This is a genomic window from Cupriavidus pauculus, assembly GCF_022179805.1.
Classification (GTDB): domain Bacteria; phylum Pseudomonadota; class Gammaproteobacteria; order Burkholderiales; family Burkholderiaceae; genus Cupriavidus; species Cupriavidus pauculus_E.
Window position 1 is genome coordinate 343155 of the sequence record NZ_BPUO01000006.1, and the last position, 26129, is coordinate 369283.

The 26129-nt window shown below is 64.2% G+C and carries 23 protein-coding genes and 1 tRNA gene; 4 read left to right on the plus strand and 20 right to left on the minus strand.

From position 1 onward, the window contains the following. Window positions 1–17: 17 nt before the first annotated feature. From MFF62_RS14635 to rnr, 3 genes are read right to left on the minus strand one after another with little or no spacing between them, the layout of a single operon-like run. Complete coding sequence (locus MFF62_RS14635) at window positions 18–761, minus strand: SIR2 family NAD-dependent protein deacylase (RefSeq protein ID WP_238263848.1); 744 nt, start codon at window positions 759–761, stop codon at window positions 18–20. 2 nt (window positions 762–763) lie between these two features. After that, a complete protein-coding gene (gene rlmB, locus MFF62_RS14640; protein WP_238263849.1) occupies window positions 764–1501 on the minus strand; it encodes a 23S rRNA (guanosine(2251)-2'-O)-methyltransferase RlmB in 738 nt (245 codons plus the stop codon). A 45-nt stretch (window positions 1502–1546) separates the two neighbouring features. Continuing rightward, complete coding sequence (gene rnr, locus MFF62_RS14645; RefSeq protein ID WP_238263850.1) at window positions 1547–4159, minus strand: ribonuclease R; 2613 nt, start codon at window positions 4157–4159, stop codon at window positions 1547–1549. 69 nt (window positions 4160–4228) lie between these two features. Between rnr and MFF62_RS14650 the strand changes: the two genes are divergently transcribed. The 3 genes from MFF62_RS14650 (at window position 4229) to MFF62_RS14660 (ending at window position 5692) form a co-directional block, all read left to right on the plus strand. Then, window positions 4229–4315, plus strand: a tRNA-Leu gene (locus MFF62_RS14650). Between the two features lie 269 nt (window positions 4316–4584). Continuing rightward, window positions 4585–5019, plus strand: a complete 435-nt coding sequence (locus tag MFF62_RS14655) for an Rrf2 family transcriptional regulator (RefSeq protein WP_238263851.1) — start codon at window positions 4585–4587, stop codon at window positions 5017–5019. 61 nt (window positions 5020–5080) lie between these two features. Next, window positions 5081–5692 carry an NAD(P)-dependent oxidoreductase gene (locus MFF62_RS14660; RefSeq protein ID WP_238263852.1) on the plus strand — a complete coding sequence of 204 codons (612 nt, stop codon included), beginning with the start codon at window positions 5081–5083 and terminating at the stop codon, window positions 5690–5692. 166 nt (window positions 5693–5858) lie between these two features. Here MFF62_RS14660 and MFF62_RS14665 read toward each other — a convergent pair whose 3' ends face one another. From MFF62_RS14665 to ndk, 16 genes are all read right to left on the minus strand, one after another. Continuing rightward, window positions 5859–6428 carry a phosphoribosyltransferase gene (locus tag MFF62_RS14665; protein ID WP_238263853.1) on the minus strand — a complete coding sequence of 190 codons (570 nt, stop codon included), beginning with the start codon at window positions 6426–6428 and terminating at the stop codon, window positions 5859–5861. Window positions 6429–6563: 135 nt separating this feature from the next. Beyond that, window positions 6564–7907, minus strand: a complete 1344-nt coding sequence (locus MFF62_RS14670; protein ID WP_238263854.1) for an adenylosuccinate synthase — start codon at window positions 7905–7907, stop codon at window positions 6564–6566. A gap of 189 nt (window positions 7908–8096) precedes the next feature. After that, a complete protein-coding gene (locus MFF62_RS14675; protein ID WP_238263855.1) occupies window positions 8097–9248 on the minus strand; it encodes an ATP phosphoribosyltransferase regulatory subunit in 1152 nt (383 codons plus the stop codon). Window positions 9249–9389: 141 nt separating this feature from the next. Continuing rightward, window positions 9390–10292 (minus strand): protease modulator HflC, encoded by a 903-nt coding sequence (gene hflC / locus MFF62_RS14680; RefSeq protein ID WP_238263856.1) that lies wholly within the window; start codon window positions 10290–10292, stop codon window positions 9390–9392. A gap of 11 nt (window positions 10293–10303) precedes the next feature. Next, window positions 10304–11644: an FtsH protease activity modulator HflK gene (gene hflK / locus MFF62_RS14685; protein ID WP_238263857.1), complete on the minus strand. Its 1341-nt coding sequence runs from the start codon at window positions 11642–11644 to the stop codon at window positions 10304–10306. A 105-nt stretch (window positions 11645–11749) separates the two neighbouring features. Then, window positions 11750–13039, minus strand: a complete 1290-nt coding sequence (hflX, locus tag MFF62_RS14690; RefSeq protein ID WP_238263858.1) for a GTPase HflX — start codon at window positions 13037–13039, stop codon at window positions 11750–11752. Window positions 13040–13317: 278 nt separating this feature from the next. Next, window positions 13318–13557 carry an RNA chaperone Hfq gene (gene hfq / locus MFF62_RS14695; RefSeq protein ID WP_238263859.1) on the minus strand — a complete coding sequence of 80 codons (240 nt, stop codon included), beginning with the start codon at window positions 13555–13557 and terminating at the stop codon, window positions 13318–13320. 209 nt (window positions 13558–13766) lie between these two features. Further along, a complete protein-coding gene (gene der, locus MFF62_RS14700; RefSeq protein WP_238263860.1) occupies window positions 13767–15110 on the minus strand; it encodes a ribosome biogenesis GTPase Der in 1344 nt (447 codons plus the stop codon). Between the two features lie 265 nt (window positions 15111–15375). After that, the gene (gene bamB / locus MFF62_RS14705; RefSeq protein WP_238263861.1) at window positions 15376–16527 is read right to left on the minus strand and encodes an outer membrane protein assembly factor BamB; all 1152 of its coding nucleotides are present in this window, start codon (window positions 16525–16527) and stop codon (window positions 15376–15378) included. Window positions 16528–16567: 40 nt separating this feature from the next. Continuing rightward, complete coding sequence (locus MFF62_RS14710) at window positions 16568–17197, minus strand: YfgM family protein (RefSeq protein ID WP_238263862.1); 630 nt, start codon at window positions 17195–17197, stop codon at window positions 16568–16570. Window positions 17198–17284: 87 nt separating this feature from the next. Beyond that, window positions 17285–18643 carry a histidine--tRNA ligase gene (gene hisS, locus MFF62_RS14715; RefSeq protein WP_238263863.1) on the minus strand — a complete coding sequence of 453 codons (1359 nt, stop codon included), beginning with the start codon at window positions 18641–18643 and terminating at the stop codon, window positions 17285–17287. A gap of 49 nt (window positions 18644–18692) precedes the next feature. Next, window positions 18693–19985 (minus strand): flavodoxin-dependent (E)-4-hydroxy-3-methylbut-2-enyl-diphosphate synthase, encoded by a 1293-nt coding sequence (gene ispG, locus MFF62_RS14720; protein ID WP_238263864.1) that lies wholly within the window; start codon window positions 19983–19985, stop codon window positions 18693–18695. 45 nt (window positions 19986–20030) lie between these two features. Beyond that, window positions 20031–21134: a RodZ domain-containing protein gene (locus MFF62_RS14725; protein WP_238263865.1), complete on the minus strand. Its 1104-nt coding sequence runs from the start codon at window positions 21132–21134 to the stop codon at window positions 20031–20033. Then, entirely contained in the window at window positions 21127–21906 is a 780-nt protein-coding gene (pilW, locus tag MFF62_RS14730) for a type IV pilus biogenesis/stability protein PilW (RefSeq protein ID WP_238263866.1), read from the minus strand. Before pilW ends, MFF62_RS14725 begins: the two co-directional genes overlap by 8 nt. Next, entirely contained in the window at window positions 21903–23054 is a 1152-nt protein-coding gene (gene rlmN / locus MFF62_RS14735; RefSeq protein WP_238263867.1) for a dual-specificity RNA methyltransferase RlmN, read from the minus strand. Before rlmN ends, pilW begins: the two co-directional genes overlap by 4 nt. A gap of 51 nt (window positions 23055–23105) precedes the next feature. After that, a complete protein-coding gene (gene ndk, locus MFF62_RS14740) occupies window positions 23106–23531 on the minus strand; it encodes a nucleoside-diphosphate kinase (protein ID WP_238263868.1) in 426 nt (141 codons plus the stop codon). Between the two features lie 339 nt (window positions 23532–23870). Between ndk and MFF62_RS14745 the strand changes: the two genes are divergently transcribed. After that, window positions 23871–24575: a Bax inhibitor-1/YccA family protein gene (locus MFF62_RS14745; RefSeq protein WP_238263972.1), complete on the plus strand. Its 705-nt coding sequence runs from the start codon at window positions 23871–23873 to the stop codon at window positions 24573–24575. Window positions 24576–24647: 72 nt separating this feature from the next. Here MFF62_RS14745 and rlmD read toward each other — a convergent pair whose 3' ends face one another. Beyond that, on the minus strand, window positions 24648–26105 hold the full coding sequence (gene rlmD, locus MFF62_RS14750) for a 23S rRNA (uracil(1939)-C(5))-methyltransferase RlmD (RefSeq protein ID WP_238263869.1): 1458 nt from the start codon (window positions 26103–26105) through the stop codon (window positions 24648–24650). Window positions 26106–26129: the final 24 nt, after the last annotated feature.

Sequence of the window (26129 nt, forward strand, 5' to 3'; positions counted from 1 at the left end):
CAACCGGTAAGGTAACCTCAGGTCGCGTCCTGCGGCCACAGCATCGGCAGGCATTCTCCTGCCGCGGCTGGCACCATCAGATCCGCTGTTGCGTCGAGCGCCGAAGGCTGCGGATTGACCACGATGACGCGGGCGCCATGCTCCTTGGCCAAGCCCGGCAAGGCCGCCGCCGGATACACCAGCCCCGACGTTCCCACGACCAGGCACAGGTCGCACGATTGCGCCGCGTGATCGGCACGAAATCGCGCCACGCGGGGCAAATCCTCGCCGAACCACACCACGCCGGGACGCATCATCGCGCCGCACAGCGAGCAATGCGGAGGCTCGCCGGGCACCGCGGGCGCGGTGTCGCAACGGCCGCAGCCGTCGAGCCATTTGTTGGCAAACAGATTGCCGTGCAGTTCCACCACGTGTTCACTGCCGGCCTGCTGATGCAGGCCGTCAATGTTCTGGGTGACCAGCGTCAGCGATTTCTGTCTGGCCAGTGCCGTCAGCGCGTAGTGCGCGGGATTCGGCTTCGCGGCCGCCACCAGTTCGCGCCGATGCTCGTACCACTGCCACACCAGCGTCGGGTGGCGGCGGTACGCTTCCTCGGTTGCCAGTTCCTCCGGATCGAAACGCGCCCAGAGGCCGGTCAACGCATCGCGGAACGTCGGCACGCCAGACTCCGCCGAGATCCCCGCGCCAGTCAGCACGAAGATGTTCTGTGCGGCGTCGATCCAGTTGCGTGCCTGTTCCAGCGCGGCGGCGTCCACGACCATGGTTACTTCCGGCGCTGTCGCACCGCCTCGTACAGGCACACGCCGCTGGCCACGGAAACATTGAGGCTTTCCACGCCACCAGCCATCGGCAGCGCTACCAGTTCGTCGCAGGTTTCGCGCGTCAGGCGGCGCATGCCCTCGCCTTCCGCGCCCATCACGATTGCGGTCGGGCCCTTCAGGTCGATGTCGTAGAGCGATTTTTCGGTGCCGTCGGCGGTACCCACCACCCAGATGCCGCGTTCCTGCAGTTCGCGCAGCGTGCGGGCCAGGTTGGTCACGGTGATGTAGGGCACGGTTTCGGCCGCACCGCTGGCAACCTTCGCCACGGTCGTGTTCAGGCCGACGCTGCGGTCCTTCGGCGCGATCACGGCGTGGGCGCCGGCACCATCGGCCACGCGCAGGCAGGCGCCGAGGTTATGCGGGTCGGTGACACCGTCCAGCACCAGCAGCAGCGGCGTGCCTTCGATGCCGTCGAGCAGTTCGTCGAGGTTCAGCGCAAGCGACACGTCTTCGGCACGCGCCACCACGCCCTGGTGACGGTCGGTGCCGGCCATGCCGCGCAGGCGGTCGGCATCCACGGGATGCAGCGTCACGCCATGACTTTCCGCCAGGCGGACGAAGTCAATCATGCGCCGATCCTTGCGGTTCGCTTCGATGTAGATATCGGACACGCTCTGCGCGTTCTGGCGCAGGCGTGCATTGACGGCGTGAAAGCCGATCAGGAGTTTGTGTTTGGCCATGGCGCGCATTGTACCCGCCATGGCCTCACGACAACGCCGATTTGCTTACCGCTTGCGCGCCGTCCGGCTCGATTTGCCGGCCGGCTTGGCAGCGGGCTTCTTGGCCGTCTTCAGATGCGACGGCTTCGGCTTGGCCGCGCGCTTGGCCGGCTTGCCGGCCGGCGGCGTTTTACGCGACGGATGCGCCGCATGCCCCACATTCGCCTGGCGCGGCTTGACCGGCGTGATCACGGCTTCAAACACCGGTTGCTCTTCGATCACACGATCAAGCGTTTCGTCGAACGACTCCTCGGGCTTCGACGTACCGCCAAGCAGTGCGGCAAGCTGCCGCCCCTTCTTGCGCGCCGGCACCGCGTGGGCGGCCGGAACACGCGGTTGCTCGGGGGCGCCAGCGCGACCGCGCAGCGTCTTGGCGGACGGCTCCTGCACCAGGCGGAAGTCGATCTTGCGCGCATCGAGGTCGACGCGCGACACCTGCACGCGCACGCGATCGGTCAGCCGGTAGCGAATGCCCGTACGCTCGCCACGCAGTTCGTTGCGTGCCTCGTCGTACTGGAAGTAGTCGCTGCCCAGTTCGGTCACGTGGACCAGACCTTCGACATAGAGCTCGTCGAGCTGGACAAAGATGCCGAACGACGTGACCGCGCTGATCGTGCCCGCGAAATCGCTGCCGAGCTTGTCGCGCATGAAGTAGCACTTTAGCCAGGCTTCGACATCGCGCGATGCCTCGTCGGCCCGGCGCTCGTTGGCCGAGCAGTGCAGGCCAAGCTCGTCCCAGATGCCTTCGTCGCGCTTGGCGCGTGCAGCGGCGTTCTGGGCACGCTTCTCGGCATCGGCGGCCTGCATGCGGCGCGCCTTCGGCGAGATCTGCGTGTTGAGTTCCGTCCCCGTGATAAAGGCTGGCCGGTACTTGGTGTGCGCCAGGATCGCCTTGATCGAACGGTGCACCAGCAAGTCGGGGTAGCGGCGAATCGGGCTCGTGAAGTGCGCGTAAGCCTCGTACGCCAGACCGAAGTGGCCGATGTTGTCGGGGCTGTAGACGGCCTGCTGCATCGAGCGCAGCAGCATCGTCTGCAGCATCGGCGCATCGGGACGCGACTTGATCTTGTCCATCACCTCGGCGTAGTCCGACGCCTGGGGCTTGTCCCCGCCGCCCAGCGACAGGCCGGACGTGCGCAAGAACTCGCGCAGGTTCTTCAGCTTTTCCTCGCTCGGACCCGCGTGGATGCGGTACAGCGCCGGATGCTTGAAGCGCTCCAGGAAGTCGGCCGCGCAGACGTTGGCCGTCAGCATGCACTCTTCGATCAGCCGGTGCGCGTCGTTGCGGGTGCGCGGCAGGATCTGCTCGATCTTGCCCTGCGCATTGCAGACGATGTAGGTCTCGGTGGTGTCGAAGTCGATCGCACCGCGAGCGCGGCGTGCCTTGAGCAGGACCTGAAACAGCTCGTACAGGTTCTGCAGGTGCGGCACCAGATCGGCGCGCTTGTGCGCCTCCGGACCCTTGGTGTTCGACAGGACGGCCCAGACCTCGTTATAGGTCAGGCGCGCCTTCGAGTGCATCACGGCCGGATAGAACTGGTAGCCCTTGAGCTCGCCCTTGGCGGTGATCACGGCGTCGCAGACCATGCACAGGCGATCGACCTGCGGGTTCAGCGAGCACAGGCCGTTCGACAGCTTTTCCGGCAGCATCGGAATCACGCGGCGCGGGAAATAGACCGACGTGGCACGGTCCAGCGCATCGCCGTCCAGCGGCGTACCGGGCCGCACGTAGTGCGACACGTCGGCAATGGCCACGATCAGGCGCCAGCCCTTGGCACGGCCGATCTTGACCGGCTCGCAGTACACGGCATCGTCGAAGTCGCGCGCGTCTTCGCCATCGATCGTCACCAGCGAGATGTCGCGCAGGTCGATCCGGTGATCGAGGTCGGCCTCGCGAACTTCGTCGGGCAGCGCCTGTGCTTCCTTGGCGGCTGCCGCCGAGAACTCGTGTGGCACGCCGTACTTGCGCACGGCGATCTCGATTTCCATGCCGGGGTCGTCGATGTCGCCCAGCACTTCCACCACGCGGCCCACCGGCTGCACGTAGCGATCCGGCCATTCCACGAGTTCGACGCTGACCACCTGGCCCACGCGTGCCTTGCCCTGCGACTTTGGCGGAATCAGGATGTCCTGGCCAATGCGCTTGTCTTCGGGCGCCACCACCAGCACGCCGTTCTCGGACAGCAGGCGGCCGATGACGTAGCGGTTGGCGCGCTCCACGATCTCGACGATCTGCCCTTCCGGACGGCCGCGACGGTCGTAGCCCACCACGCGCACCTGGGCGCGGTCGTTATGCATCGCCTTCTGGAGTTCGCGCTCGGGCAGGAAGATATCGTCCTCGCCATCGTCGCGAATCAGGAAGCCAAAGCCGTCGCGGTGGCCCTGTACACGGCCCACGACGAAATTCGGTTGATGGGCCAGCTCGTAGCGGCCCTTGCGGTTCAGTTCGATCTGGCCGTCGCGTTCCATCGCGGCGAGCCGTTTCTGAAAACCGTCATGCTCCTTGCGCGTGACAGCCAGGGACTTGGCGATATCGCCAGCCGACAGGGGCGACCCCGAGGTTCTCAGTACGCCAAGGATTTCTTCCCGGCTTGGGATCGGATAGTTGTTCTGATTCAATTTTTCTCGAAACTATTTGACAAACGTTTGACGGTCGCTATAATGGCCGCTTCGGTTGTTTCGACACCTGCCCAGGTGGCGGAATTGGTAGACGCACTAGGTTCAGGTCCTAGCGGTGGCAACACTGTGGAGGTTCGAGTCCTCTCCTGGGCACCAAGATTTAGCGAGAAACCCGCAACGCACGTTGCGGGTTTTTTGTTTTTGCATCGCTGAATCGTTCAAACCCTCTCCTCTCTTGCCTTGTCCAATGGCTCTTTTCTGACATTGAGCCGTGAACGAGTGTATCAGTTTCAGTGTCGATTCCGGCATTATCTCGCTATCTTCGCCACATCAATTACAAAAAATGCAGCGTCATGGCTGCTCAAACCCGACCATTGACTTATGGTTGATCTGTAACTACCATAGTTTCACATTGAGATTTCCGCATGAGCACCAGCAGCCGGTTTGCCGTCGCCGTCCATATTCTCACCCTGCTTGCGCAGACTGAAGGTCCGGTACCGTCGTCGATGATCGCCGGAAGCGTGGGGACCAACCCCGCGCTGATCCGCCGCATGATCGGTGCGCTGACCGAGGCCGGGTTCGTGGCCACGACGATGGGCAGCACCGGCGGCGCAACGCTGGCGCGGCCGGCATCGGACATCACGCTGCTTGAGGTGTTCCGTGCCACCGAGACCACGGCACTGATCACGCTGCACCAGAGCGCGCCAAATCCGGCCTGCATGGTCGGCCGTGAGATCACGGGCGCACTGCAGGTCGTGGCCGACCGTGCGCAGGCAGCCATGGACGCATCGCTCGCGGAAATCACGATTGCCAGCATGCTCGGCGAAGTCGAGCATGCCGCCCGGCGCCGCAAGCGCTGATTTTTTACCCCAATGTGTAACCACCTTGGTTTCACATAAAAACTTGCCGGAAGGAATCACCATGAAAATCGCGATTATTGGCGCCACAGGTAATGTTGGCAGCCGCCTGACCGACGAAGCCCTGCGCCGTGGCCATACCGTGGCCGCACTGGCCCGCCACGCGTCGGCACTGCCTGCACGCGACGGCGTGACGGCCCACGACGTCGACGTCGCCGATAACCAGGCCCTGGCTGCAGCCTTGCGCGGCAACGACGTCGCCATCAGCACCGTGCGCTTCCTGCAGACCACCGCCGGACAGATCGTCGCGGCCGTCAAGGCAGCCGGCATCCGCCGCCTGCTGGTGGTGGGTGGCGCGGGCAGCCTCTACGTGGCGCCAGGCTTGCAGTTGGTGGATACGCCGACCTTCCCCGATGCCTACAAGGCGGAAGCCTCGGCTGGCCGGGATTTTCTCGATGCATTGCGCGGCGAAACGCAACTGGACTGGACGTTCCTCTCGCCGTCCGCGCTGTTCACGCCTGGCGAGCGTACGGGCAAATTCCGTCTTGGGCGCGATGAGCTGCTCACTGCCGCCGACGGCAAGAGCTGGATCTCGATGGAAGACTATGCGATTGCGATGCTCGACGAAATCGAGCAGGCGAAGCATGTGCGGGAGAGGTTCACGGTGGGGTATTGATGGCCTGAACGACCACCAGACAGGCTCCCCTCTCCCGCACGGCGGGAGAGGGGTTGGGGGTGAGGGTTCAGTGGTTCAAATTGCCAATTGTCGGCAAGCAGAACCGCTCTGCCCTCACCCCCAGTCCCTCTCCCATGGGGAGAGGGGAGAAAACCAGCGGCAATGCTTAAGCAGCGCTGTCGTCGTCCAGCAGGCTGGCGCGCTTGCCGCGCTTGAGCCAGGCGGCCAGGTTATGCGGGCGGAGCGTGTCGTACTCCTCGAACGGCTGGTGAATCCACGGATTCGACGGCAGGAACGTCACGTGATAGTCGGGCTCCACCTTCGAGCAGGCCTTGTACCAGAGCACGGCCGAACGGACTTCGGTCACGGCCGGATAGCGCTCTTGCAGGTGACGGCCCACGCGTTCCAGCGTGATACCGGAGTCGACCAGGTCATCGACCAGCAGGATCTTGCCCGACAGGTCGCCGCGCGTCATCGTGATGTACTGGGCGATGTCGAGATCGCCCTGCTGCGTGCCGGCGGCTTCACGGTACGAGCTGGTGGCCAGGATGGCCAGCGGCACATCAAAAATGCGCGACATCTGGTCACCCACGCGCAGGCCACCACGGGCCAGGCACAGGATCTTGTCGAACTTCCAGCCCGACTCGTGCACGTTCAGCGCCAGGCGTGCGACCAGGCGGTGGTAGTCATCCCAGGAGACCCACAGGTTCTCCTCGTCATTGGTAGGCAGGTTCATGGCGTCTTTTCTTCAAATGGCCACATCATTGGCCAGTGGATAAAGCATCGGCCCGCAGATCGCGGGCCGAATGGCTTTTGTGAGGCCGCGGCACTCATGGCGCCACGGTCATGCTCACGGGATATTTCCGTCGCTTCAGGCGACCTGGTACGGGTGGCGCAGCAGGATCGTCTCGTCGCGGTCCGGACCGGTCGAGATCATGTCGATCGGAATACCAACCACTTCCTCGATCCGCTTCAGGTACACACGTGCCTGCTCCGGCAGCGCGTCCCAGCTCTTCACGCCGAACGTCGATTCGTTCCAGCCCGGGTACTCTTCGTAGATCGGCTTGCAGTTCGCCACGGCATCGGAGCCGCGCGGCAGGATGTCTACCTGCTTGCCGTCGAGCTCGTAGCCCACGCACAGGTTGATCGTTTCCAGGCCGTCAAGCACGTCGAGCTTGGTCATGCACAGGCCCGACACGCCGTTGATCTGCACCGAACGCTTCAGCGCGGCGGCATCGAGCCAGCCCGTGCGACGCGGACGACCGGTCACCGAACCGAATTCCTTGCCAACGTTGGCCAGGCGCACGCCCACGGCGTCCTGACGGGCAGGATTGTCGTTGTCGTAGAGTTCGCTCGGGAACGGACCCGAACCCACGCGCGTGCAGTAGGCCTTGGTGATACCGAGGATGTAGTTCAGACGGCCCGGACCCACGCCAGCACCAGCAGCGGCCGCACCGGCCACGCAGTTGCTCGACGTCACGTACGGGTACGTGCCGTGGTCCACGTCCAGCAGCGTGCCTTGCGCACCTTCGAACATCAGGTTGCCGCCGTTGGCGTTCACCGCGTACAGCTCGGCCGACACGTCAGCGACCATCGGCTTCAGGCGCGGCGCGTAGGCCAGCATCTCGTCCAGGATCTGCTGATAGTCCACGGCTTCGGCGCCCAGGTACTGGGTCAGCATGAAGTTGTGGAATTCCACGTTCTCGCGCAGGCGCTCGGCGAAGTGCTGGGGATCGAACAGATCCTGCACGCGCAGCGCGCGGCGAGCCACCTTGTCTTCGTAGGCCGGGCCGATGCCGCGACCGGTGGTGCCGATCTTGGCGGCGCCACGGCGTGCCTCGCGTGCCTTGTCGATAGCGACGTGGTACGGCAGGATCAGCGTGGCGGCTTCCGAGATGCGCAGGCGGTTCTGCACCTGCAGGCCGGCGGTCTCCAGTTCCTCGATCTCGCGGAACAGTGCCTCGGGAGAGAGCACCACACCGTTGCCGATATAGCAGACGGTGCTTTCGCGCATGATCCCCGACGGGATCAGTCGAAGAATGGTTTTCTTGCCGCCGATGATGAGCGTATGGCCAGCGTTGTGGCCGCCCTGGAACCGCACCACGCCTTTTGCATGGTCGGTAAGCCAATCGACGATTTTCCCTTTGCCTTCGTCACCCCACTGGGTTCCGATCACGACGACATTGCGTCCCTGGCTTACTGCGGATCCGGACATGTTGAATTGGTCAGAAGGTTAAAAACGTATTCTACTCTCGTTGTTCGACGGATCCGGGTTTTCACGAGTCCATGTCACAGACGATTGCAATCCATTCCGGGCGATCATAGGCCACCACGGGCAGCAAGCGTCATTCGAGAGCAAGCGGAATACGCCGGCACGGAACGGCCGGCGCGGGAAATCAGGGGTTCAGCGCGGCAGTACCACCCACGCATCGCCCTGGCGCTGCAACTGCCGGTCGCACTTGAACTCGTCCAGTTCATGCGTATGGCCCGGCAGCGACTGGATCACGATCTCGCCACCGGCACGCAGCGAAGCAATCGTCGTACGCAAGGCGGGATCAGCGTCCCACGGGGCGAAGATCGCCTGGGCACGCACTTCCACGGGCGACAGTGCCGCCACCTCGCGCAGGTCCAGCGAGAACCCCGTGGCCGGACGCGCGCGGCCGAATGCCTCGCCCACCTTGTCATAGCGGCCGCCACGTGCCACGTAGTTCGGCAAACCCGAAACGTAGGCAGTGAACATCACGCCACTGTGATAGTGGTAACCGCGCAAGTCGGACAGATCGATATTCACGCTGGCGCCACGCACCTGACCCGCCAGTGCAGCCAGCTCGTCGAGCGCACGGCCAATCGCAGGGCTTGCTGGCAACGTCGCACGCGCACGATCAATCACTTCGATGCCGCCATACAGCGTCGGCAGCGCCAGCAGCGCATTGCGTTCGGTATCGGGCAGTCCGTGCGTCAGTTCGCGCAGCGCCGGCACATCCTTGGTTTCCAGCGCGGCGAACATGGCGTCCTCAATCTGGCGCACCGACGGCAAGGCCGACAGCAGCGCTTCGAGAATGCCTGCATGGCACAGGTCCAGCCGGATCTCCGACAAACCAGCGGCCTGCAGCGCGGCCAGCATCAGCTCCTGGATCTCGACATCCGCCTCCAGGCCGGCATGGCCGTAGATCTCGGCGCCGATCTGGATGGGTTCACGCGTGGCGTGGAAGCCAGCCGGCCGCGCGTGCAGCACGTTGCCGGCATAGCACAGGCGCGTCACGCCAGGACGATTCAGCAAGTGCGCATCGATACGCGCCACTTGCGGCGTGATATCGGCGCGCAGGCCCATCGTGCGGCCGGAAAGCTGGTCCACCAGCTTCAGCGTGCGCAGGTCCAGGTCATGGCCAGTACCGGTCAGCAACGACTCCAGGTACTCGAGCATCGGGGGCATGACCAGCTCGTAGCCATAGGTGCGGAACAGGTCCAGCATGCGGCGGCGCAGTTCTTCGATCTTGCGCGCTTCCGACGGCAGGACGTCGGCAATGTTTTCGGGCAGGAGCCAGCGGTTGGACATGGGGTCTCTTCTATCAATTTCCTGGCTGGACGGATGCGTTCCCCCCCCAGCCGGACAAAACCCCGGCGGACCGGGGTTCTGTCGAATGTTGCGTTTCGGGGGCCCCGGCCTGGCTGGGGCGCCCGGTGCGCGCCGTGGGCGCTACTTCTTGCCGCTCGCCGCAGCCGGCGCGGTATTGCCGCCAGCCGACCGCATGTAGCGGAAGAAGTCGGAGTTCGGCTCCAGCACCATCACGTTGCCCTTGTCGCGGAACGTATTCCGGTAGGCTTCCATGCTGCGCCAGAACTGGGCGAAGTTCGGATCCTTGCCAAACGCGTCGGCATAGAGCTGCGACGCCTTGGCATCGCCCTCACCCTTCACGATCTGCGCGTCACGGTAGGCTTCGGCCAGCACCACTTCGCGCTGACGATCGGCATCGGCACGGATTTTCTCACCTTCGGCGGCGCCCGTCGAACGCAGTTCGTTGGCCACGCGCTTGCGCTCGGCCTCCATGCGGCGATAGACCGACTCGCTGATCGCGGGCAGCAGGTCCACGCGCTTCAGGCGCACATCCAGGATTTCGACGCCCACGGATTGCGCGTACTCGGTCATGCCGACGCGAATGTTCTGCATGACCTTGTCGCGCTCGCCAGCCACAACGTCGGCCACCGTGCGCTTGCCGAATTCCTCGCGCGCCACGGCGTCGATACGCTGCGTCATGCGGTCCTGCGCGCCTCGCACGTTGCCGGCGAATGCCACGAAGAACTTGCGCGGATCGGTAATGCGCCATTTGACGAACCAGTCCACCACCATCGACTTCTTCTCGGCGGTCAGGAATCGCTCGCTGGCGGCCACGTCGATCGTCTGCAGGCGACGATCCATGAACACCACGTTCTGCAGCGGCGGCGGCAGCTTGAAATGCAGGCCCGGTTCGCGAACCACCTGCTTGATCTCGCCGAACGCGAAGACCACCGCGTACTGGCGCTGGTCCACCACGAACAGCATCGACGACACAACGGCCAGCAGGATAAACAGGCCAATGGCAAAGGAAATCAGTCGGTTCATGACGGGTCTCCTTAGCGAACGTCGCGGTCGCGGTTACGCATCGACTCACGCGAACGGATGTCTTGCGTGGGCGTGTCCGGTGTGGCCGGCACGTTCGCGCCAGCGGCTGCCGGCGGCGCGGACGGCGACTGGACCTGGGTCATCAGCTTGTCCAGCGGCAGGTACAGCAGGTTATTGCCCGCCTTGGCATCGACCAGGATCTTGTTCGTGTTGCTGTAAATCTGCTGCATGGTCTCCAGATAGATACGATCGCGCGTGACCTGCGGCGCCTTGGCATATTCGGTCTGCACCGAGCGGAAGCGTGCCGAATCACCCTCGGCTTGCGCCACCACCTTCGCGCGGTAGGCTTCGGATTCTTCCTTCAGGCGCGCGGCGGTACCCCGGGCGCGCGGCAGGATGTCGTTGGCATAGGCCTGACCTTCGCTGATCGCACGCTCGCGATCCTGGCTGGCCTTGTTCACGTCGTCGAACGCGGCCTGCACCTGCTCGGGCGGCTGCACGCTCTGGACGTTGACCGAGATCACGCGGATACCGGTCTTGTATGCCGTCAGGATCGACTGGATCGACTTGGCCAGTCCCTGCGCGATCTGCTCGCGGTTCTCGTAGAGCACGGCGTCCATCTTGTTGCGGCCGACGATCTCACGCACGGACGTCTCGGCGGCCTGCGTCACGAGTTCTTCGTCGCCGCCACGATCGGTCTTGTTGTAGAACAGGAATTCGCTGGCGTCCTGGATGTCGTACTGGACCGTGAACCGGACGTCGATGATGTTCTCGTCCTGCGTGAGCATCGACGAGTCCTTCAGGTTGCTGTCCTTGATCGACGTGGAACGCCCGACTTCCACCGAACGCACGGCCGACAGGTTCACCACCTCGGCCGACTGGATCGGCCACGGCGCGCGCCAGTTGATGCCGGGGCCCGTCGAGTACTTGAACTTGCCGAACTGCAGGATCACGGCGGTCTGCCCTTCCTGCACCATGAAGAAGCCACTGGCCAGCCAGATGCCGACCACGGCCGCCACGATCACGCCGATGCCGACGTTCGAGCCCTTGCCCGACGGGCGCGAGCCAAAGCCATTGCCCTGGCCGCCACCGCCATTGTCCTTGCGACCCAGCAGGCCGCTCAACCGGCGGTTGAAATCGCGCCAGAGCTCGTCCAGGTCGGGCGGACCGTCCTGCTGCGGCCGCTGGTTCTGCTGGCGGCTCTTGTCCTTGTCTTCATCGTCCTGTCCGTTACGACCCCAACGCGGGTCGTTCAACGAGAAGATGGCGCGCAGGCGCGGCCAGCGTGCAAGCCGCGCAGCGCGGCTGCCTGGCACGAAGTGCGAGTCAGGATTCCGAGGGAACAGGGGCATGTAGGGCACGGGTCCGGGAAAGTTGGAACAGGGGGATTCTAGCAGCCATCTTGATCACTTTTGCTCAAAATCCCCAATCGGGGCGCCATTCACAGCGAACGACGATCAGTTCGGGCCGTTTGCGGGCCGATCCGGGTCGCTTTCGCCGCCTTCGACGCCCTCCTCGCCTGCATCGAGGCCGGCGGCGGCGAGGTCGTCGCCATCGAGGTCGTCATCGGTCGCCGACGGCGGAATTCCGTCCAGCCGCGGATCGTACGGATCCGGCTCGGCGGGCCGCGATGCCAGCCACTGGGCGACTTCGACCAGGGCCTCTCGCAGGCCGTCGAGGCCCAGGCCGTCGCGCGCCGACAGGAAAACCTTCGTGGGCACGCCGTCCTCGTTGCGCTCGATGCGCGGCCCCTGCTCCAGCAGTTCGGGTGCCGCGTCGATCTTGTTCATGACCACGATCTGCGGAATGTCCGACGCGTTGATTTCGGCCAGCACGCGGTTCACCTGCTCGATCTGCTCGTGACGCACGGTGCTCGACGCATCCACCACGTGCAGCAGCAGATCGGCGTGCACGGTTTCGTCCAGCGTGGCACGGAACGCCGCCACCAGTTGCGTCGGCAGGTCACGGATGAAGCCGACCGTGTCGGACAGTACCACGTTGCCCAGACCGTCCAGGAACAGGCGGCGCGAGGTGGTATCGAGCGTGGCGAACAACTGGTCCGCCGCGTACGCACGTGCCTTGGTCAGCGCGTTGAACAGCGTCGATTTGCCGGCGTTGGTATAGCCGACCAGCGAAATGCTCAGTGTGTCATTGCGCGCGCGGGCGCGGCGCTGGGTGTGGTGCTGGCGCTGCAACCGCGCCAGATCGGACTTGAGCCGCTTGGCACGATCATCGAGCATCCGGCGGTCCAGTTCGAGTTGGCGCTCGCCGGGGCCGCCGCGCATGCCGATACCGCCCTTCTGGCGCTCCAGGTGGCTCCACGCCCGCACCAGGCGCGACGCCTGGTATTGCACCTGCGCCAGCTCCACCTGAACCTTGCCCACGTGGCTTTGCGCCCGCTGGCCGAAGATATCGAGGATCAGGCCGGTACGGTCGATCACGTGGCGGCTCAAAAAGCGTTCGAGATTACGTTGCTGGGCCGGGCTCAACGCATGGTTGAACACGACCACGTCGGCATCCAGCGCGTCCGCCGCTTCCTTGAGCTCCTCCGCCTTGCCCGAACCGATGAACAGCGCCGGATCGGGCCGCGAGCGCTTGCCCGTCAGCGTGTGCACGGGCACAGAGCCGGCCGTGCTGGTCAGCAGCGCCAGTTCGGAAAGGCTTTCCTGGAAATCATGCTTGCCGAAATCCACGCCGACGAGAATCGCGCGTGAAGGATCGGTCTGGGAGGTAGCTCTGGATTGCAAGCGAGGTGGACGCGATGCGCCGGAAAATGGGTTGATGGGGTGGAAACGCGACGGCCTAATGTCGAGACAATGGCGGGCCGGACTGCGGCAACCTGTCGCACACCACCGGAAAACTCGTGGGCGGACGCAGGCTCGATCGGCAACCGGGTGCGGAGGGTGTGGCCCGTTCAGCGCGGCGCTGGCGGGTCAGGCCGAAAAACAGCTGGGATTGAATCTGGGACGGGAACGTGCAGCGTGACGGCCGCATGCGGATGCGGCCGTCCATCAACGAGGAAAAATCAGCCCTCGGTAGAATCATCCACACGGAAGTTGACGGCACGCGCCGGCACAACGGTGGAAATCGCATGCTTGTACACCATTTGCGTCACGGTGTTGCGCAGCAGAACGACGTACTGGTCAAACGACTCGATATTGCCTTGCAGCTTGATGCCATTGACGAGGTAGATGGAAACCGGCACGTGCTCTTTGCGCAGCGCGTTCAGGAACGGGTCTTGTAGCAATTGCCCTTTGTTGCTCATGGCACACTCCAAAATTATAGATTTAGTGATGGATCATGGGGACGACAGCCCCCGGTTCAAGTCAGTTGGCGCAAAAACGCGCCAGAAAAAAGATCAAAACGGTACCAAGCTGGCATCAACGCGCAGGGCTCCCCCTGCTACCGTGAATTTAGCCGCAGTTCCAAACGAACGCAAACGAAACTTCGGACGAGGAACGGCACCTTTTGGGCTCAATCCTTCGATTCGGCGTACGGGTTTTTGTTCGTACGGAATTCGATGCGCAATGGCGTGCCCTTCAACTTGAAGGCGGTGCGGAACCGGTTTTCCAGGTAGCGCTTGTACGCGTCGGTCACGTTCTGCAGGCCGTTGCCATGGATAACAACGATCGGCGGATTGGAACCACCCTGGTGCGCGTAGCGCATCTTGGGGCGCGACACGCCGGCACGCTTCGGCTGCTGGAACTCCACGGCTTCCTGGAGCACCCGCGTCAGCTGCGGCGTCGGCAGCTTGACCATCGCGGCGGCGTACGCATCGTCCACCGAGCGCAGCAGCGCGCCGATACCGCTACGTTCCCGGGCCGACACGTAGTGGACGTTCGCAAAGCTCAGAAACTGCAGCTTGCGCTCCAGGTCGTGTTTCACGCGGTCGCGCTGATGGCCATCGAGGCCATCCCACTTGTTCACGCCCACCACCAGCGCACGGCCCGACTCCACGATGAAGCCGGCAATGTGCGCGTCCTGCTCGGAGATGTCCTGCTGGGCGTCGAGCAGCAGCACCACGACGTTGGCGTCGGCAATCGACTGCAGCGTCTTGACCACCGAGAATTTCTCGATGGCCTCGAACACCTTGCCGCGTTTGCGCAGGCCTGCGGTGTCGATCAGCGTATAAGGCTTGCCGCCACGCTCGAACTCCACGTAGATCGCATCGCGCGTGGTACCCGGCATGTCGAAAGCGATCACGCGCTCTTCGCCGATCAGTGTATTGACCAGCGTGGACTTGCCCACGTTCGGGCGCCCCACGATGGCAATCTTGGTGCCGCGCTGGCCACCGGCCACTTCCTCGGCCAGTTCCGGACGCTCCTGTACTGCCAGCTCCAGCGCCTCGTCGACGAGTTCGGCGACACCGTCGCCGTGCGAGGACGAAATCGCGTACGGATCGCCCATGCCCAGCTCGTAGAAGTCGGCGGCCACGGACGTGTACTTCATGCCCTCGGCCTTGTTGACCGCCAGCATGATGCGGCGGCCGGTCTTGCGCAGGTAGTCGGCGATCACGCGGTCCTGCGGCGCCAGCCCCAGGCGGCCATCCACCAGGAAGATCACGACGTCTGCCTCGACCACGGCCTGGCGCGTCTGCTTGGCCATCTCGGCAACGATGCCGTCCTTGGCCACCGGCTCGAAGCCGCCCGTGTCGATCGCGATAAACGGGCGTTCGCCGATACGGCCCTCACCATAGTGGCGGTCCCGTGTCAGGCCCGGCAGGTCGGCGACAAGAGCGTCGCGCGAGCGGGTCATGCGATTGAATAGCGTCGACTTGCCCACATTGGGGCGGCCGACGATTGCGATAACTGGTTTCATGCAATAAATGGAAACAGCGGGCGGACTATGAAGTCCCCCCGCAATTCCGGAGTCATGTTGATCCGACAACCACCGTGTTCATCCACGGCTGGCCGCTTTTCCTGTCGGGCGGAAACGGAACCGATTTCCCGTTTCCCATTCCCTGTTGTTGGCACGACCAGGGATCATGCTACCGGATTGGCGACGCCCATGCGACAGGGGCATGGGCGCGCTGCGTGCGCTTGCACGCTCTCGGTCGGCGCCGCATCGGGCGCCTTCCCGGCGATCAGTTCGGCACGAAACCGTAGACGTCGCCGTCGCGGGTCTGAACCACCAGCGTCTGGCCGGCGATGACCGGTGCCGCGCTGATGGCACTGCCGTCGGTCTTCATGCGCGCCAGAATGGTGCCATCCTCGCGCGACAGGAAGTGTACGAAACCTTCAAAGTCACCCACGACCACCGAGCGGCCGATGGATGCCGGGGCACCCAGGGCGCGGTAGCGCAGGTCCGTATTCTTCCAGCGCTCGTTGCCGTTCTGGCGATCGAACGAAAATACCGTCGAGGTTTCGTCGCCGGCGAACAGCGAGCTGTCGTCCTGCGCGAGCCCCATCGGCGACGAGAAATCCTTGCCCCACTGCGGCTGGCCGTTGGCCAGCTCCAGGCAGGCAACACGGCCCTGGAACGTGGTTGCGCAAACCTGGCGGCCCAGCACCACGGGAACGCCTGTGACGTCGTTCAGGCGCTCGATTTCCGACACACCCTTCGGATACGACACGGTGCTTTCCCAGCGCAGCACGCCGTTGCCCGGTGCCAGCACGCCCAGCTTGCCACCCGGGAAACCGGTGACGATGCCGTCGCCGGCATAGACCATGCCCATCGCGGCACGCAGGTTCAGTGCGGCCTGCGAGCGCTGGTAGATCCAGCGGCGGTCGCCGGTGCCGGCGTCCAGGCCGATGATACGCGTGTCGGTGGTACGCACCACCACCAGGCCGTTGCCGACCAGCGGTGCCGACAGGACCTCGCCATTGACCTGCTTCTTCCAGAGCTGCTTGCCGCTCTTGTCGAACGCGTAAATCGCGCCCTTCTCGCCAGCCACGGCCGTCGTCTCGCCGTCCGAGCCCGGACCGGAGGTCAGGTCCAGATCGGTCTTGGCCTTCCACAGCGTCTGGCCGTTGGTGGCGTTGATGGCCATCACGGCACCGCTCTTGCCCGACACGAACACCGCATCGCCAGCCGCCACGGGCGCCATGACATACGGGCCACTCTTGCCCACGTCAGCCTTCCAGGCCTGCTTGACCGACAGCGTGGCCGAAATCGGCTTCAGTTCGGTGGGCGGGTGCTTGTTTTCCTTGCTGAACAGCGAGCAGCCCGCCAGAAGGCCCAGGCAGGTACCGGCCACGAGCGTGCGGGTTGCGGCTGTGCGAAGCAATGACGTCATACGATGCGATCCTGTATTTTTGAAAGGGTCGGCCGTCCGCTCAAGCGGTGCCCAGCGCGTCCAGCTTGAACTGGATGATCTGGCGCATGCCGGCTTCGCCCGCGCCCAGCTTGTCCAGCGCACGGCGGTAGGCGGTGCGCGCATCGTCGCGCTTGTCCTGAGCCGCCAGCAGGTCACCGCGTCGATCGGCGAACAGTGCCTCGTACTGCGCAGGGGCATCCTTCAGCAGCGCCAGGCCCTGGTCATAGGCCTTTTCATCCAGCAGCACGCCAGCCAGGCGCACGCGCGCCAGCGGTGCGTAGTCGTCGCCGCCATGGTCGATGGCCCATTGCAGTTGCGTCTTGGCACCGGCCAGGTCGCCCGCGTCGTACAGCACCTTGGCGGCCGTCAGCGCGCTCATCGGGCCATAGGCGGTGCGGCCAAACTTGTCTTCCAGGTCGGTGGCGGCGCGCTTGACGCGCTCGGCGTCGCGCGCCTCGGCGGCCTTGGTCACCTGCTCGTACAGCACTGCGGCATCGCCAGCCTGCTTGCGCTGCCAGTAGTTCCAGCCGGACCAGCCAGCGAACGCCAGCAAGGCGACAATCAGCGCCCAGGTCACGGCATTGCCGTACTGCTGCCACCACGCCTTGAGCGTCTCAAGCTGTTCCTGTTCTTCTAGATCGTAAGCCATGTCTGGGACGTACCCGCGTTGGTTGAAATTGACACGGCCGCTTCCTGCCCGGACAGCGGCCGTGCGGCACGAATTCTGACGGTCCGCTTATTGCTCGCCGTCTTCCTCTTCGTCGTCCGATTCGATTTCGTCGACCATCCGGTCGATGATGAAGTCGACGACGTTTTCGGCCGGCACGCTGGTCTGGGGACCGCCTTCGGCCGCATTGCCGCTGCGCAGTTGCTTGACCTGCACCGTGCCAGCGGCAATTTCATCGTCGCCAATGATAACGGCAAAGGAAGCGCCACTCGCGTCGGCCCGCTTCATCTGTGACTTGAAGCTACCACTCTTGCCGTCGGGCGTGGCATGCAGGACCACGTCCAAGCCCGCGTCGCGCAGGCGCTCGGCGGCAATCATCGCCTGCTCGCTGGCCATCTGGCCCTGGTGAACCATGTACACGTCGCAACCTTGCGCGTCCGGCACGAGCTTTTCCTCGCGCAGCAACTCGATGATGCGCTCGATACCCATGGCCCAGCCGCAAGCCGGCGCCGGCTTGCCGCCCATCTGCTGGATCAGAGGATCGTAGCGGCCACCGCCGGCGATCGTGCCCTGGGCACCGAGCTTGTCGGTGATCCACTCGAACACGGTCAGGTTGTAGTAGTCCAGCCCGCGCACCAGGCGCGGGTTGATCTTGAACGGGATGTTGTTCGCCTTCAGGATGCGCTGCACGCCTTCGAAGTGCGCCAACGATTCTTCGCCCAGGAAGTCGATCAGCTTGGGCGCGTTGGACGCCATCTCCTGCAGCGCAGGGTTCTTGGTGTCCAGCACGCGCAGCGGATTGGTGTAGAGCCGGCGCTTGCTGTCCTCGTCGAGGATGTCCCGGAAGCCTTCCAGGTACTTGATCAGTTCTTCGCGGTGCGCGGCGCGCTCGTGCGCCTGGCCCAGCGAATTCAGCTCCAGGCGTACGCCCACCAGGCCCAGGTCGTCCCACAGGCGCTGGCACATCAGGATGATCTCGGCGTCCACGTCAGGGCCGGCAAAACCCAGCGCCTCGGCACCCAGTTGGTGGAACTGGCGGTAGCGGCCGCGCTGCGGGCGCTCGTGACGGAACATCGGGCCCGTGTACCACAGGCGCTTCGGGCCGTCGTACAGCAGGTTGTGCTCGATCGTCGAGCGCACGGCCGCTGCCGTGCCTTCCGGACGCAGCGTCAGGTTTTCGCCATTCAGGGCGTCGGTGAAGGAATACATCTCCTTCTCGACGATGTCGGTCACCTCGCCGATGCCGCGCACGAACAGTTGCGTATGCTCGACGATCGGCGTGCGGATCTGCTGGTAGCCATAGGCACGCAGCATGCTGCGCGCGGCGTTTTCAAACAGTTCCCACAGCGGGGCGTCGGCGGGCAGCATGTCATTCATGCCCTTCACGCCCTGCAGTGCCTTGTCAGCCTTCGTCTTGTTTTCGCTCATGTTCTCTTCGTGATACCGATGCCGCGGATTCTCGCCTGGCGCCCTGCGCTCAGGCCACCGCTTCCTGTTTTGCCTGCTGTGCGCCCGGGCCGTAGTGCGAACGGACGTACTCGTCCACGATCGACTGGAATTCCTGGGCAATGTTCTCGCCGCGCAGCGTCTTCACCTTGACGCCATCGACAAACACCGGCGCCGCCGGCGATTCGCCCGAGCCCGGCAGCGAGATGCCGATGTTGGCATGCTTGCTTTCGCCGGGACCGTTGACGATGCAGCCCATCACGGCCACGTCCATCTCTTCCACGCCCGGGAACTCGTTCTTCCAGACCGGCATCTGCTCGCGCAGGTACGACTGGATGCTGGCAGCCAGTTCCTGGAACGTCGTGCTCGTGGTGCGGCCGCAACCCGGGCACGCGATCACCATCGGCGTGAAGTTGCGCAGGCCCATCGTCTGCAGGATTTCCTGGCCGACGTAGACTTCTTTCTCACGCGCCGCGCCGGGTTCCGGCGTCAGCGAGATGCGGATCGTGTCGCCGATACCTTCCTGCAGCAGCACCGACAGCGCGGCCGTCGAGGCGACGATGCCCTTGCTGCCCATGCCGGCTTCGGTCAGGCCCAAGTGCAGCGCATATTCGCAGCGCTGCGACAGCTCGCGGTACACCGCGACCAGTTCCTGCACCTGCGACACCTTGCACGACAGAATGATCTGGTTGCCCGGCAGGCCGATTTCCTCGGCCTTCTGCGCCGATTCGATCGCCGACGTGATCAGCGCTTCCACCATCACGCTCTGCGCGGGCCACGGCTCGGCACGGCGGGCGTTCTCGTCCATGATGCGCGCCAGCAGGTCCTGGTCCAGGCTGCCCCAATTCACGCCGATACGCACCGGCTTGTTGTAGCGGCACGCCATCTCGATCATCTCGGCGAACTGCTTGTCGCGCTTGGCGCCCTTGCCCACGTTGCCCGGATTGATACGGTACTTGGACAGTGCCTGCGCGCACTCGGGATAATCGTGCAGCAGCGTGTGGCCGTTGTAGTGGAAATCGCCCACCAGCGGCACGTTCACGCCCATGCGGTCGAGCTGTTCGCGGATCGCCGGTACGGCGGCCGCAGCCTCGGGCGTGTTCACGGTAATGCGGACGATCTCGGAGCCGGCGCGCGCCAGTTCCTTGATCTGGATGGCCGTGCCGATCGCGTCGACGGTATCCGTGTTGGTCATCGACTGCACGCGCACCGGTGCGCCGCCGCCGATCGTTACGATGTTGTCACCCCACACGACGCTGGCCTGGCGCGACACACGACGCGGCAGCGGACCCGGCATCACCGGTTGGGAAGCTTTCTGGTGCATTGCTTTACCACCTTGATATGGCATTGATTGCGCTGCCCGGCCGCATTACTGCAGGGTCAGGCGCGCCACATTGTTCCGGTCGGCAGACTTGAAGTTCACCGGCGCGCCATTGTGCGCTACCGACTCAACACCCTTCACGTTGCCGAGAATTACCTTGTAGGGTCCGCCCGAGCCACTGCCAGCCACCACGTCGCCAGCCTTGCCCGTGCCACCCAGGATGGCCTTGCCGCTTCGGTCGCGTACTTCGTACCACGTGTCGGAGGCAAAGCGGATTTGCACCGCGCCTTCACCGGGTGCTGCAGGCGCAGCGGCCGTCGGGGTCGCGGTTACCGTCGGAGTTGGAGCCGGAGCAGGAGCCGCCTGCTTCGCCGGCGCCTCGGGTGCCAGATTCACCGCACCACCCGTCGCCAACGGCAGGCCTGCCGCCGTCGGTGCCGGTGCTGCCTTGCCCGCGGCCTCGACCGGTGCCGCCTTGCCAGCGGCTTCGGCCGGCGTTGCTTCGGACGGCGCAGGCGAATCGTTGCCCGCCATCACCATCGGCAAAGCCGCCGTCACGGTGCCATCGCCGTTGCTCTGCGCGATGCCCACCTCAGCAACCTTCTCGGCCGGCTTTTCCTCTGCCGGGGCTTCCGCCGCGGCCTTGCTGTGCGCATCGAACCACGCCTTGGCGTGGTCGTAGCCGAAATACACGCCGGCAGCTACCAACGCCACCACGCAGACCAGCCAGAGCCAGCGTCCGCCGCCACCGGTACCCTTGGAACCGAAACGCTTGCGGTCGTCGAACGTCTGGTTGAGCGCGCCTTCGTGACGGCGCGTGATGCCCGTGACCGGCGTGGCTTGTGCCCGCGCGTGGTACTGGCCCAGCAGCCCGTCGATATCGATCTGCAGCGTGCGTGCATAGGCGCGCATCACGCCCTTGGCAAACGTCACGTCCATCAGACTGGACACATCGCCCGCCTCGATCGCCACGAGCTTGTTCGGTGCCACCTTCAATCGTGCACCGACATCCTCGAGCGACAGGCGCTGCGCCTCGCGACCCTCTTTCAGTTGTGCCCCGATTTCGCGCGCCACTGCCTCGCGGTCGGAGTCTGTCGCGCCGCCGGCAACGTGCGTTGCTGCCTGGCTACCGGCGCGCTCTTCTTCATTCATCCCAAGCTCCTCTCTCGTATGCGGTCAGCTCGCGCGAATCGGGGAAACGGTTACGCAGTTCCGCGATCATCGCGCCCTGCGTCTGGGTGTCGCCCTGGCGGTGGGCAATGCGCGCACCCAGCCAGAGGGATTGCGCGTTGGCAAAACGGGTGCCATTGACGCGGCCCGCGAACTGGCGGGCTTGTCCCATGTCCCCGCGCTGGAAATACACTTGCGCGAGATTCATGAGCACTGACGGATCGTTACGGTCATATCCGTAGGCCGTCTGCAGATTTTTTTCCGCCTCGGCCAGATTGCCGTTGCGCATCTCGCAGACGCCGAGATTGATCAGCGGCTTGATCGGCCCGCTGGCCGACGGCGATTGCACGGCGCGCTGCAGCGTGGCCTTGCCATCGGCATAACGGCCGGTCTGGCACAGGAACCAGCCATAGTTACTCAGCACATCGGGGTCGCCCGGACGCATGTTAAGCGTCGTGCGGAAGCTGTCGTCCGCCAGCGCGTTCTCGTTCATGCCCATATAAATCAGGGCGCGTACGTGATAGGCGTCGACGTTCGATGGATCGGCGGCAATGGCCCGCTTGACCTCGTCAAGCGCGGTCGTATATTGCCGCGCCTCCAGGTACTGCGTGGCAAGGCGCAGCCGCAGTCCGGCGCGCTTGTCCGTGGCAGTCTGGTCGGAAGCCGTCTTGATGTCCTGCGTGGGCCCCGGGGGCAGCGTGCAGGCAGACAGCATCAACAGCCCTGACAGGGCAGCGACAAGCAGACGGATCATGCAGGACGGGCCTCCCGAGCGGTGCCGGCAACCACCGGAACCAGTGGCGTGATCTTGCCGAACTTGCCGCGCTCGGCCAGACGGGTGCGATCCATGACCTCGCCGGCCAGCTGGCCGCAGGCGGCGTCGATGTCGTCGCCCCGGGTCTTGCGAATCGTCGTGACAAGGCCCGCATCCATCAGCACCTGGGCGAAGCGGCGAATCTGCTCGTTGTTCGAGCGCTTCAGCCCCGATTCCGGGAACGGGTTAAACGGGATCAGGTTGAACTTGCAGGGCACGTCGGCCACAAGCTTCAACAGTTCCCGCGCGTGTTCGACGGTGTCGTTGACGCCGTCGAGCATGCAATATTCGAAGGTAATGAAATCGCGCGGCGCGAATTCCAGGTAGCGGCGGCATGCCGCCATCAGATCGGCCAGCGGATACTTGCGGTTCAGCGGCACGAGCACGTCGCGCAGCGCGTCGTTCGACGCATGCAGCGACACGGCCAGCGCCACGGGCAAATCTTTCGACAGACGGTCCATCATCGGCACCACGCCGGACGTGGACAGCGTCACGCGGCGGCGCGACAGGCCATACGCGTTGTCGTCGAGCATCAGCCGCATGGCCGGCACGACGGCATCGTAGTTCAGCAGCGGCTCGCCCATGCCCATCATCACCACGTTGGAGATGACGCGATCATCCTTGGGACCGCGGCCCAGCTGGGCGCGCATCGCGAATTCGGCCATCCACAACTGGCCGATGATCTCGCCAGTCGACAGATTGCGCGAAAAGCCCTGCTTGCCGGTGGAACAGAACCGGCAATTGACGGCGCATCCGGCCTGCGACGACACACACAGCGTACCGCGCGTGTCCTCGGGGATGTACACCGTCTCCACCGCGTTGCCGGCGCCAACGTCGATCAGCCATTTGCGCGTGCCATCGGTCGACAGGTTGTCGGTGATGACGGCAGGCGACCGGATCTCGGCCCGCGTCGCCAGCTTTTCGCGCAGCGACTTGGCGAGATCCGACATGCTGTCGAATTGGCTGGCACCGAACTGGTGGATCCAGCGTTGCAACTGCCGCGCACGGAACGGCTTCTCGCCGAGCTCTCCGCAATAGGCGGTGAGCGCGTCCGCGTCGAGATCGAGCAGGTTGACGAGATTGTTCATGACGGCAGTTTCCAGCTTGCTTGCAGTTTCAGTCGTGATGTCAGAAGACAATCAACGGCTGTAAACGTTCATGCCCGGGAAGAAGAAAGCCACTTCGACAGCGGCCGTTTCCGCGGCGTCCGAACCGTGCACGGCGTTAGCGTCGATGCTGTCGGCGAAATCGGCGCGGATCGTGCCCTTTTCGGCCTTCTTCGGGTCCGTGGCGCCCATCAGGTCGCGGTTCTTGGCAATGGCGTTCTCGCCTTCCAGCGCCTGGATCATGACCGGGCCCGAAACCATGAAGTCAACCAGGTCCTTGAAGAACGGGCGGGCAGCGTGCACAGCGTAGAACTGCTCGGCTTCGCCGCGCGACAGCTGAACCAGCTTGGCAGCAACGATCTTCAGGCCAGCGGCCTCGAAACGGGCATAGATCTGGCCGATAACGTTCTTGGCCACAGCATCCGGCTTGATAATCGACAGGGTGCGTTCGATCGCCATGAAAAACTCCGAAAAATGAAGGGGTTACAAATGGATTAAACGTGCAATTCTAGCACGACCGCATGGCGGATTCGAACTTCCCCAGGCATGACGTGCAAGACGCATGCCGCAACCAGGTGCAACCCACTTTAAATGCCTCTTTAATCACATTACAATCGTGAAATGCGGGAACAGTTACCTTGAACTTGCGTCAAAATGTTTGCGTTTTAGAAAAACAACTAGCGACAAGGGTAATTGTCAAGACAAGCCCCCTTGCAAATCCGCTGGGGCGATGCCACATTGGCGCTGTGCCGCCGGGTTAGCCCGGCGCCTCACGTATCTCTGATGACAGGAGTCATGATGAACAACAAGCTGAATACCTACGGATTCGGCAATAGCGCGGGCGTCACCGATGTTGCCGTCCGCAACCGGGTCCTACGCAATACCTACTGGCTGCTCGCCATCTCGATGATCCCGACCGTGCTGGGCGCATGGGTCGGCGTGGCGGCGGGATTCGCCGGCTTGGTCGCCGGTAGCCCCGGCCTGTCCGTGATCCTGTTCCTGGCGGTGGCGTTCGGCTTCATGTTCGCGATCGAGAAGACCAAGAACAGCAGCATGGGCGTGGTCCTGCTGCTGGCCTTCACGTTCTTCATGGGCCTGATGCTGTCGCGCATCCTGAGCCTGACGCTGTCGTACTCGAACGGCCCGGCGCTGATCATGTACGCGTTTGGCGGCACCGCGGCGGTATTTGGCGCGATGGCCACCATCGCCACGGTCAGCAAGCGCGATTTCTCGGGCCTGGCCAAGTTCCTGTTCGTCGGCGTGATCCTGCTGATCCTGGCCAGCGTCGCCAATATCTGGCTGCAGATGCCGGCACTGATGATCACGCTGTCGGTCATCGCCATCGCGATCTTCTCGATCTTCATCCTGATTGACGTGCAGCGCGTGGTGAATGGCGGCGAGACCAACTACGTAACCGCCACGCTGGCGATCTACCTGGACGTCTACAACGTCTTCGTGAACCTGCTGGCACTGCTGGGCATCTTCGGCGGCAGCCGCGACTAAGCGCCTTTCGCCCATGAAAATAGCCGCCCTCGGACGGCTATTTTTTTATGCGTGGATCGCTTGATCGGTCGCTCAGTCCCGCTCAAATACGGCGATCGACTCCACGTGCGACGTATGCGGGAACATGTTCACCACGCCCGCGCCCGCCAGCCGATAGCCTGCCTCGTGCACCAGCAGGCCCGCGTCACGCGCCAGCGTGGCCGGGCTGCACGACACATAGACGATCCGCTTCGGCAGCACATCGCTGCCCGCCTGGTTCAGCTCGCCCAGCGCCTTGCATACGGCCAGCGCGCCCTCGCGCGGCGGGTCCACCAGCCAGCGGTCGAATCGGCCCAGCGCGGCGATGTCCTCGGCCGTCACCTCAAACAGGTTGCGGCAACCAAACGATGTCTTGCCGGCCAGCCCGTTATATTCGGCATTGGCCAGCGCGCGCGTCGTCAGCGCCTCGCTACCTTCGATGCCCATCACGGACGCACCCTGCGTCGCCAGCGGCAGCGTGAAGTTGCCGATGCCGCAGAACAGGTCCAGCAGACGATCGGTCGGCTGGGCATCGAGCAGACGCAGCGCACGGCCAATCAGCACGCGATTGATCTGGTGATTGACCTGCGTGAAGTCGGTGGGCTTGAACGGCATGCGAATGCCGAATTCGGGCAGCGTGTAGGCCAGTTCCTGCTCGGCCGGATAGAACGCGTACACCGTATCCGGGCCCTTCGGCTGCAGCCAGAATTGCACCTTGTGCTCGTCGGCGAAGGCGCGCAGCAGATCCTTGTCGGCGTCGTTCAACGGTTCGAGAATGCGCAGCACCAGCGCCGTGACTTCGGCACCGACGGCCAGCTCGATCTGCGGCATGCGGTCGCGGATCGACAGTCCCGTAACCAGTTCGCGCAGCGGCACGAGCATCGCCGACACGTTCGGCGGCAGGATCTCGCAACGCGTCATGTCGGCGACATAGCTGCTCTTGCGCTCATGGAACCCCACCAGCACGCCACCCTTCTTGGCGACGTACCGTACCGTCAGGCGCGCCCGGTAGCGATAGCCCCAGTCCGGCCCGGCGATCGGGCGGAAGACCACGTCGGGCTTCACTTTCGACAGATGCCAGAGATTGTCTTCGAGCACACGCTGCTTGATGGCCAACTGCGCCCGCGCGTCCAGGTGCTGCATCGAGCAGCCGCCGCATACGCCAAAGTGCTGGCAGCCCGGCTTCACGCGCATCACGGACGGCTGCTTCACCTCGACGAGATGGGCCTGCTCGTAGCTCTGCTTGCGCCGGTAGCTCTTGTACGACACGATTTCGCCGGGCAACGCGCCCTCGACGAAAATGACCTTGCCGGGGGTGCCGTCCTCGTTGTCCAGACGGCCGACGCCACGCGCCTCCATGTCGAGGCTGTGGATGGTGACCACGGGATCGGCGGGTGCGACGGGTGCGGCACCCGGCTTGCCCGTCTGTTCGGGCTTGGGAGAATCGACGGCTTGAGACACCGGAGGGACCTGACGTATTGTTTTGCGAAAGCGCGATTGTAGTCCAGTCATCGCGCCGTCACGAGAATCGAAGTC

Coding starts and splice junctions, on each gene's coding strand:
- MFF62_RS14675 (WP_238263855.1), bottom strand. CDS start 9,248: ATGTCCAACCGCTGGCTCCTGCCCGAAAACATTGCCGACGTCCTGCCG.
- pilW (WP_238263866.1), bottom strand. CDS start 21,906: ATGATCCGTCTGCTTGTCGCTGCCCTGTCAGGGCTGTTGATGCTGTCT.
- ndk (WP_238263868.1), bottom strand. CDS start 23,531: ATGGCGATCGAACGCACCCTGTCGATTATCAAGCCGGATGCTGTGGCC.
- hisS (WP_238263863.1), bottom strand. CDS start 18,643: ATGAGCGAAAACAAGACGAAGGCTGACAAGGCACTGCAGGGCGTGAAG.
- bamB (WP_238263861.1), bottom strand. CDS start 16,527: ATGACGTCATTGCTTCGCACAGCCGCAACCCGCACGCTCGTGGCCGGT.
- hfq (WP_238263859.1), bottom strand. CDS start 13,557: ATGAGCAACAAAGGGCAATTGCTACAAGACCCGTTCCTGAACGCGCTG.
- hflK (WP_238263857.1), bottom strand. CDS start 11,644: ATGCCCCTGTTCCCTCGGAATCCTGACTCGCACTTCGTGCCAGGCAGC.
- MFF62_RS14710 (WP_238263862.1), bottom strand. CDS start 17,197: ATGGCTTACGATCTAGAAGAACAGGAACAGCTTGAGACGCTCAAGGCG.
- hflC (WP_238263856.1), bottom strand. CDS start 10,292: ATGAACCGACTGATTTCCTTTGCCATTGGCCTGTTTATCCTGCTGGCC.
- MFF62_RS14635 (WP_238263848.1), bottom strand. CDS start 761: ATGGTCGTGGACGCCGCCGCGCTGGAACAGGCACGCAACTGGATCGAC.
- rlmD (WP_238263869.1), bottom strand. CDS start 26,105: ATGACTGGACTACAATCGCGCTTTCGCAAAACAATACGTCAGGTCCCT.
- MFF62_RS14745 (WP_238263972.1), top strand. CDS start 23,871: ATGAACAACAAGCTGAATACCTACGGATTCGGCAATAGCGCGGGCGTC.
- MFF62_RS14725 (WP_238263865.1), bottom strand. CDS start 21,134: ATGAATGAAGAAGAGCGCGCCGGTAGCCAGGCAGCAACGCACGTTGCC.
- MFF62_RS14670 (WP_238263854.1), bottom strand. CDS start 7,907: ATGTCCGGATCCGCAGTAAGCCAGGGACGCAATGTCGTCGTGATCGGA.
- MFF62_RS14665 (WP_238263853.1), bottom strand. CDS start 6,428: ATGAACCTGCCTACCAATGACGAGGAGAACCTGTGGGTCTCCTGGGAT.
- rlmN (WP_238263867.1), bottom strand. CDS start 23,054: ATGAACAATCTCGTCAACCTGCTCGATCTCGACGCGGACGCGCTCACC.
- MFF62_RS14660 (WP_238263852.1), top strand. CDS start 5,081: ATGAAAATCGCGATTATTGGCGCCACAGGTAATGTTGGCAGCCGCCTG.
- rlmB (WP_238263849.1), bottom strand. CDS start 1,501: ATGGCCAAACACAAACTCCTGATCGGCTTTCACGCCGTCAATGCACGC.
- MFF62_RS14655 (WP_238263851.1), top strand. CDS start 4,585: ATGAGCACCAGCAGCCGGTTTGCCGTCGCCGTCCATATTCTCACCCTG.
- ispG (WP_238263864.1), bottom strand. CDS start 19,985: ATGCACCAGAAAGCTTCCCAACCGGTGATGCCGGGTCCGCTGCCGCGT.
- der (WP_238263860.1), bottom strand. CDS start 15,110: ATGAAACCAGTTATCGCAATCGTCGGCCGCCCCAATGTGGGCAAGTCG.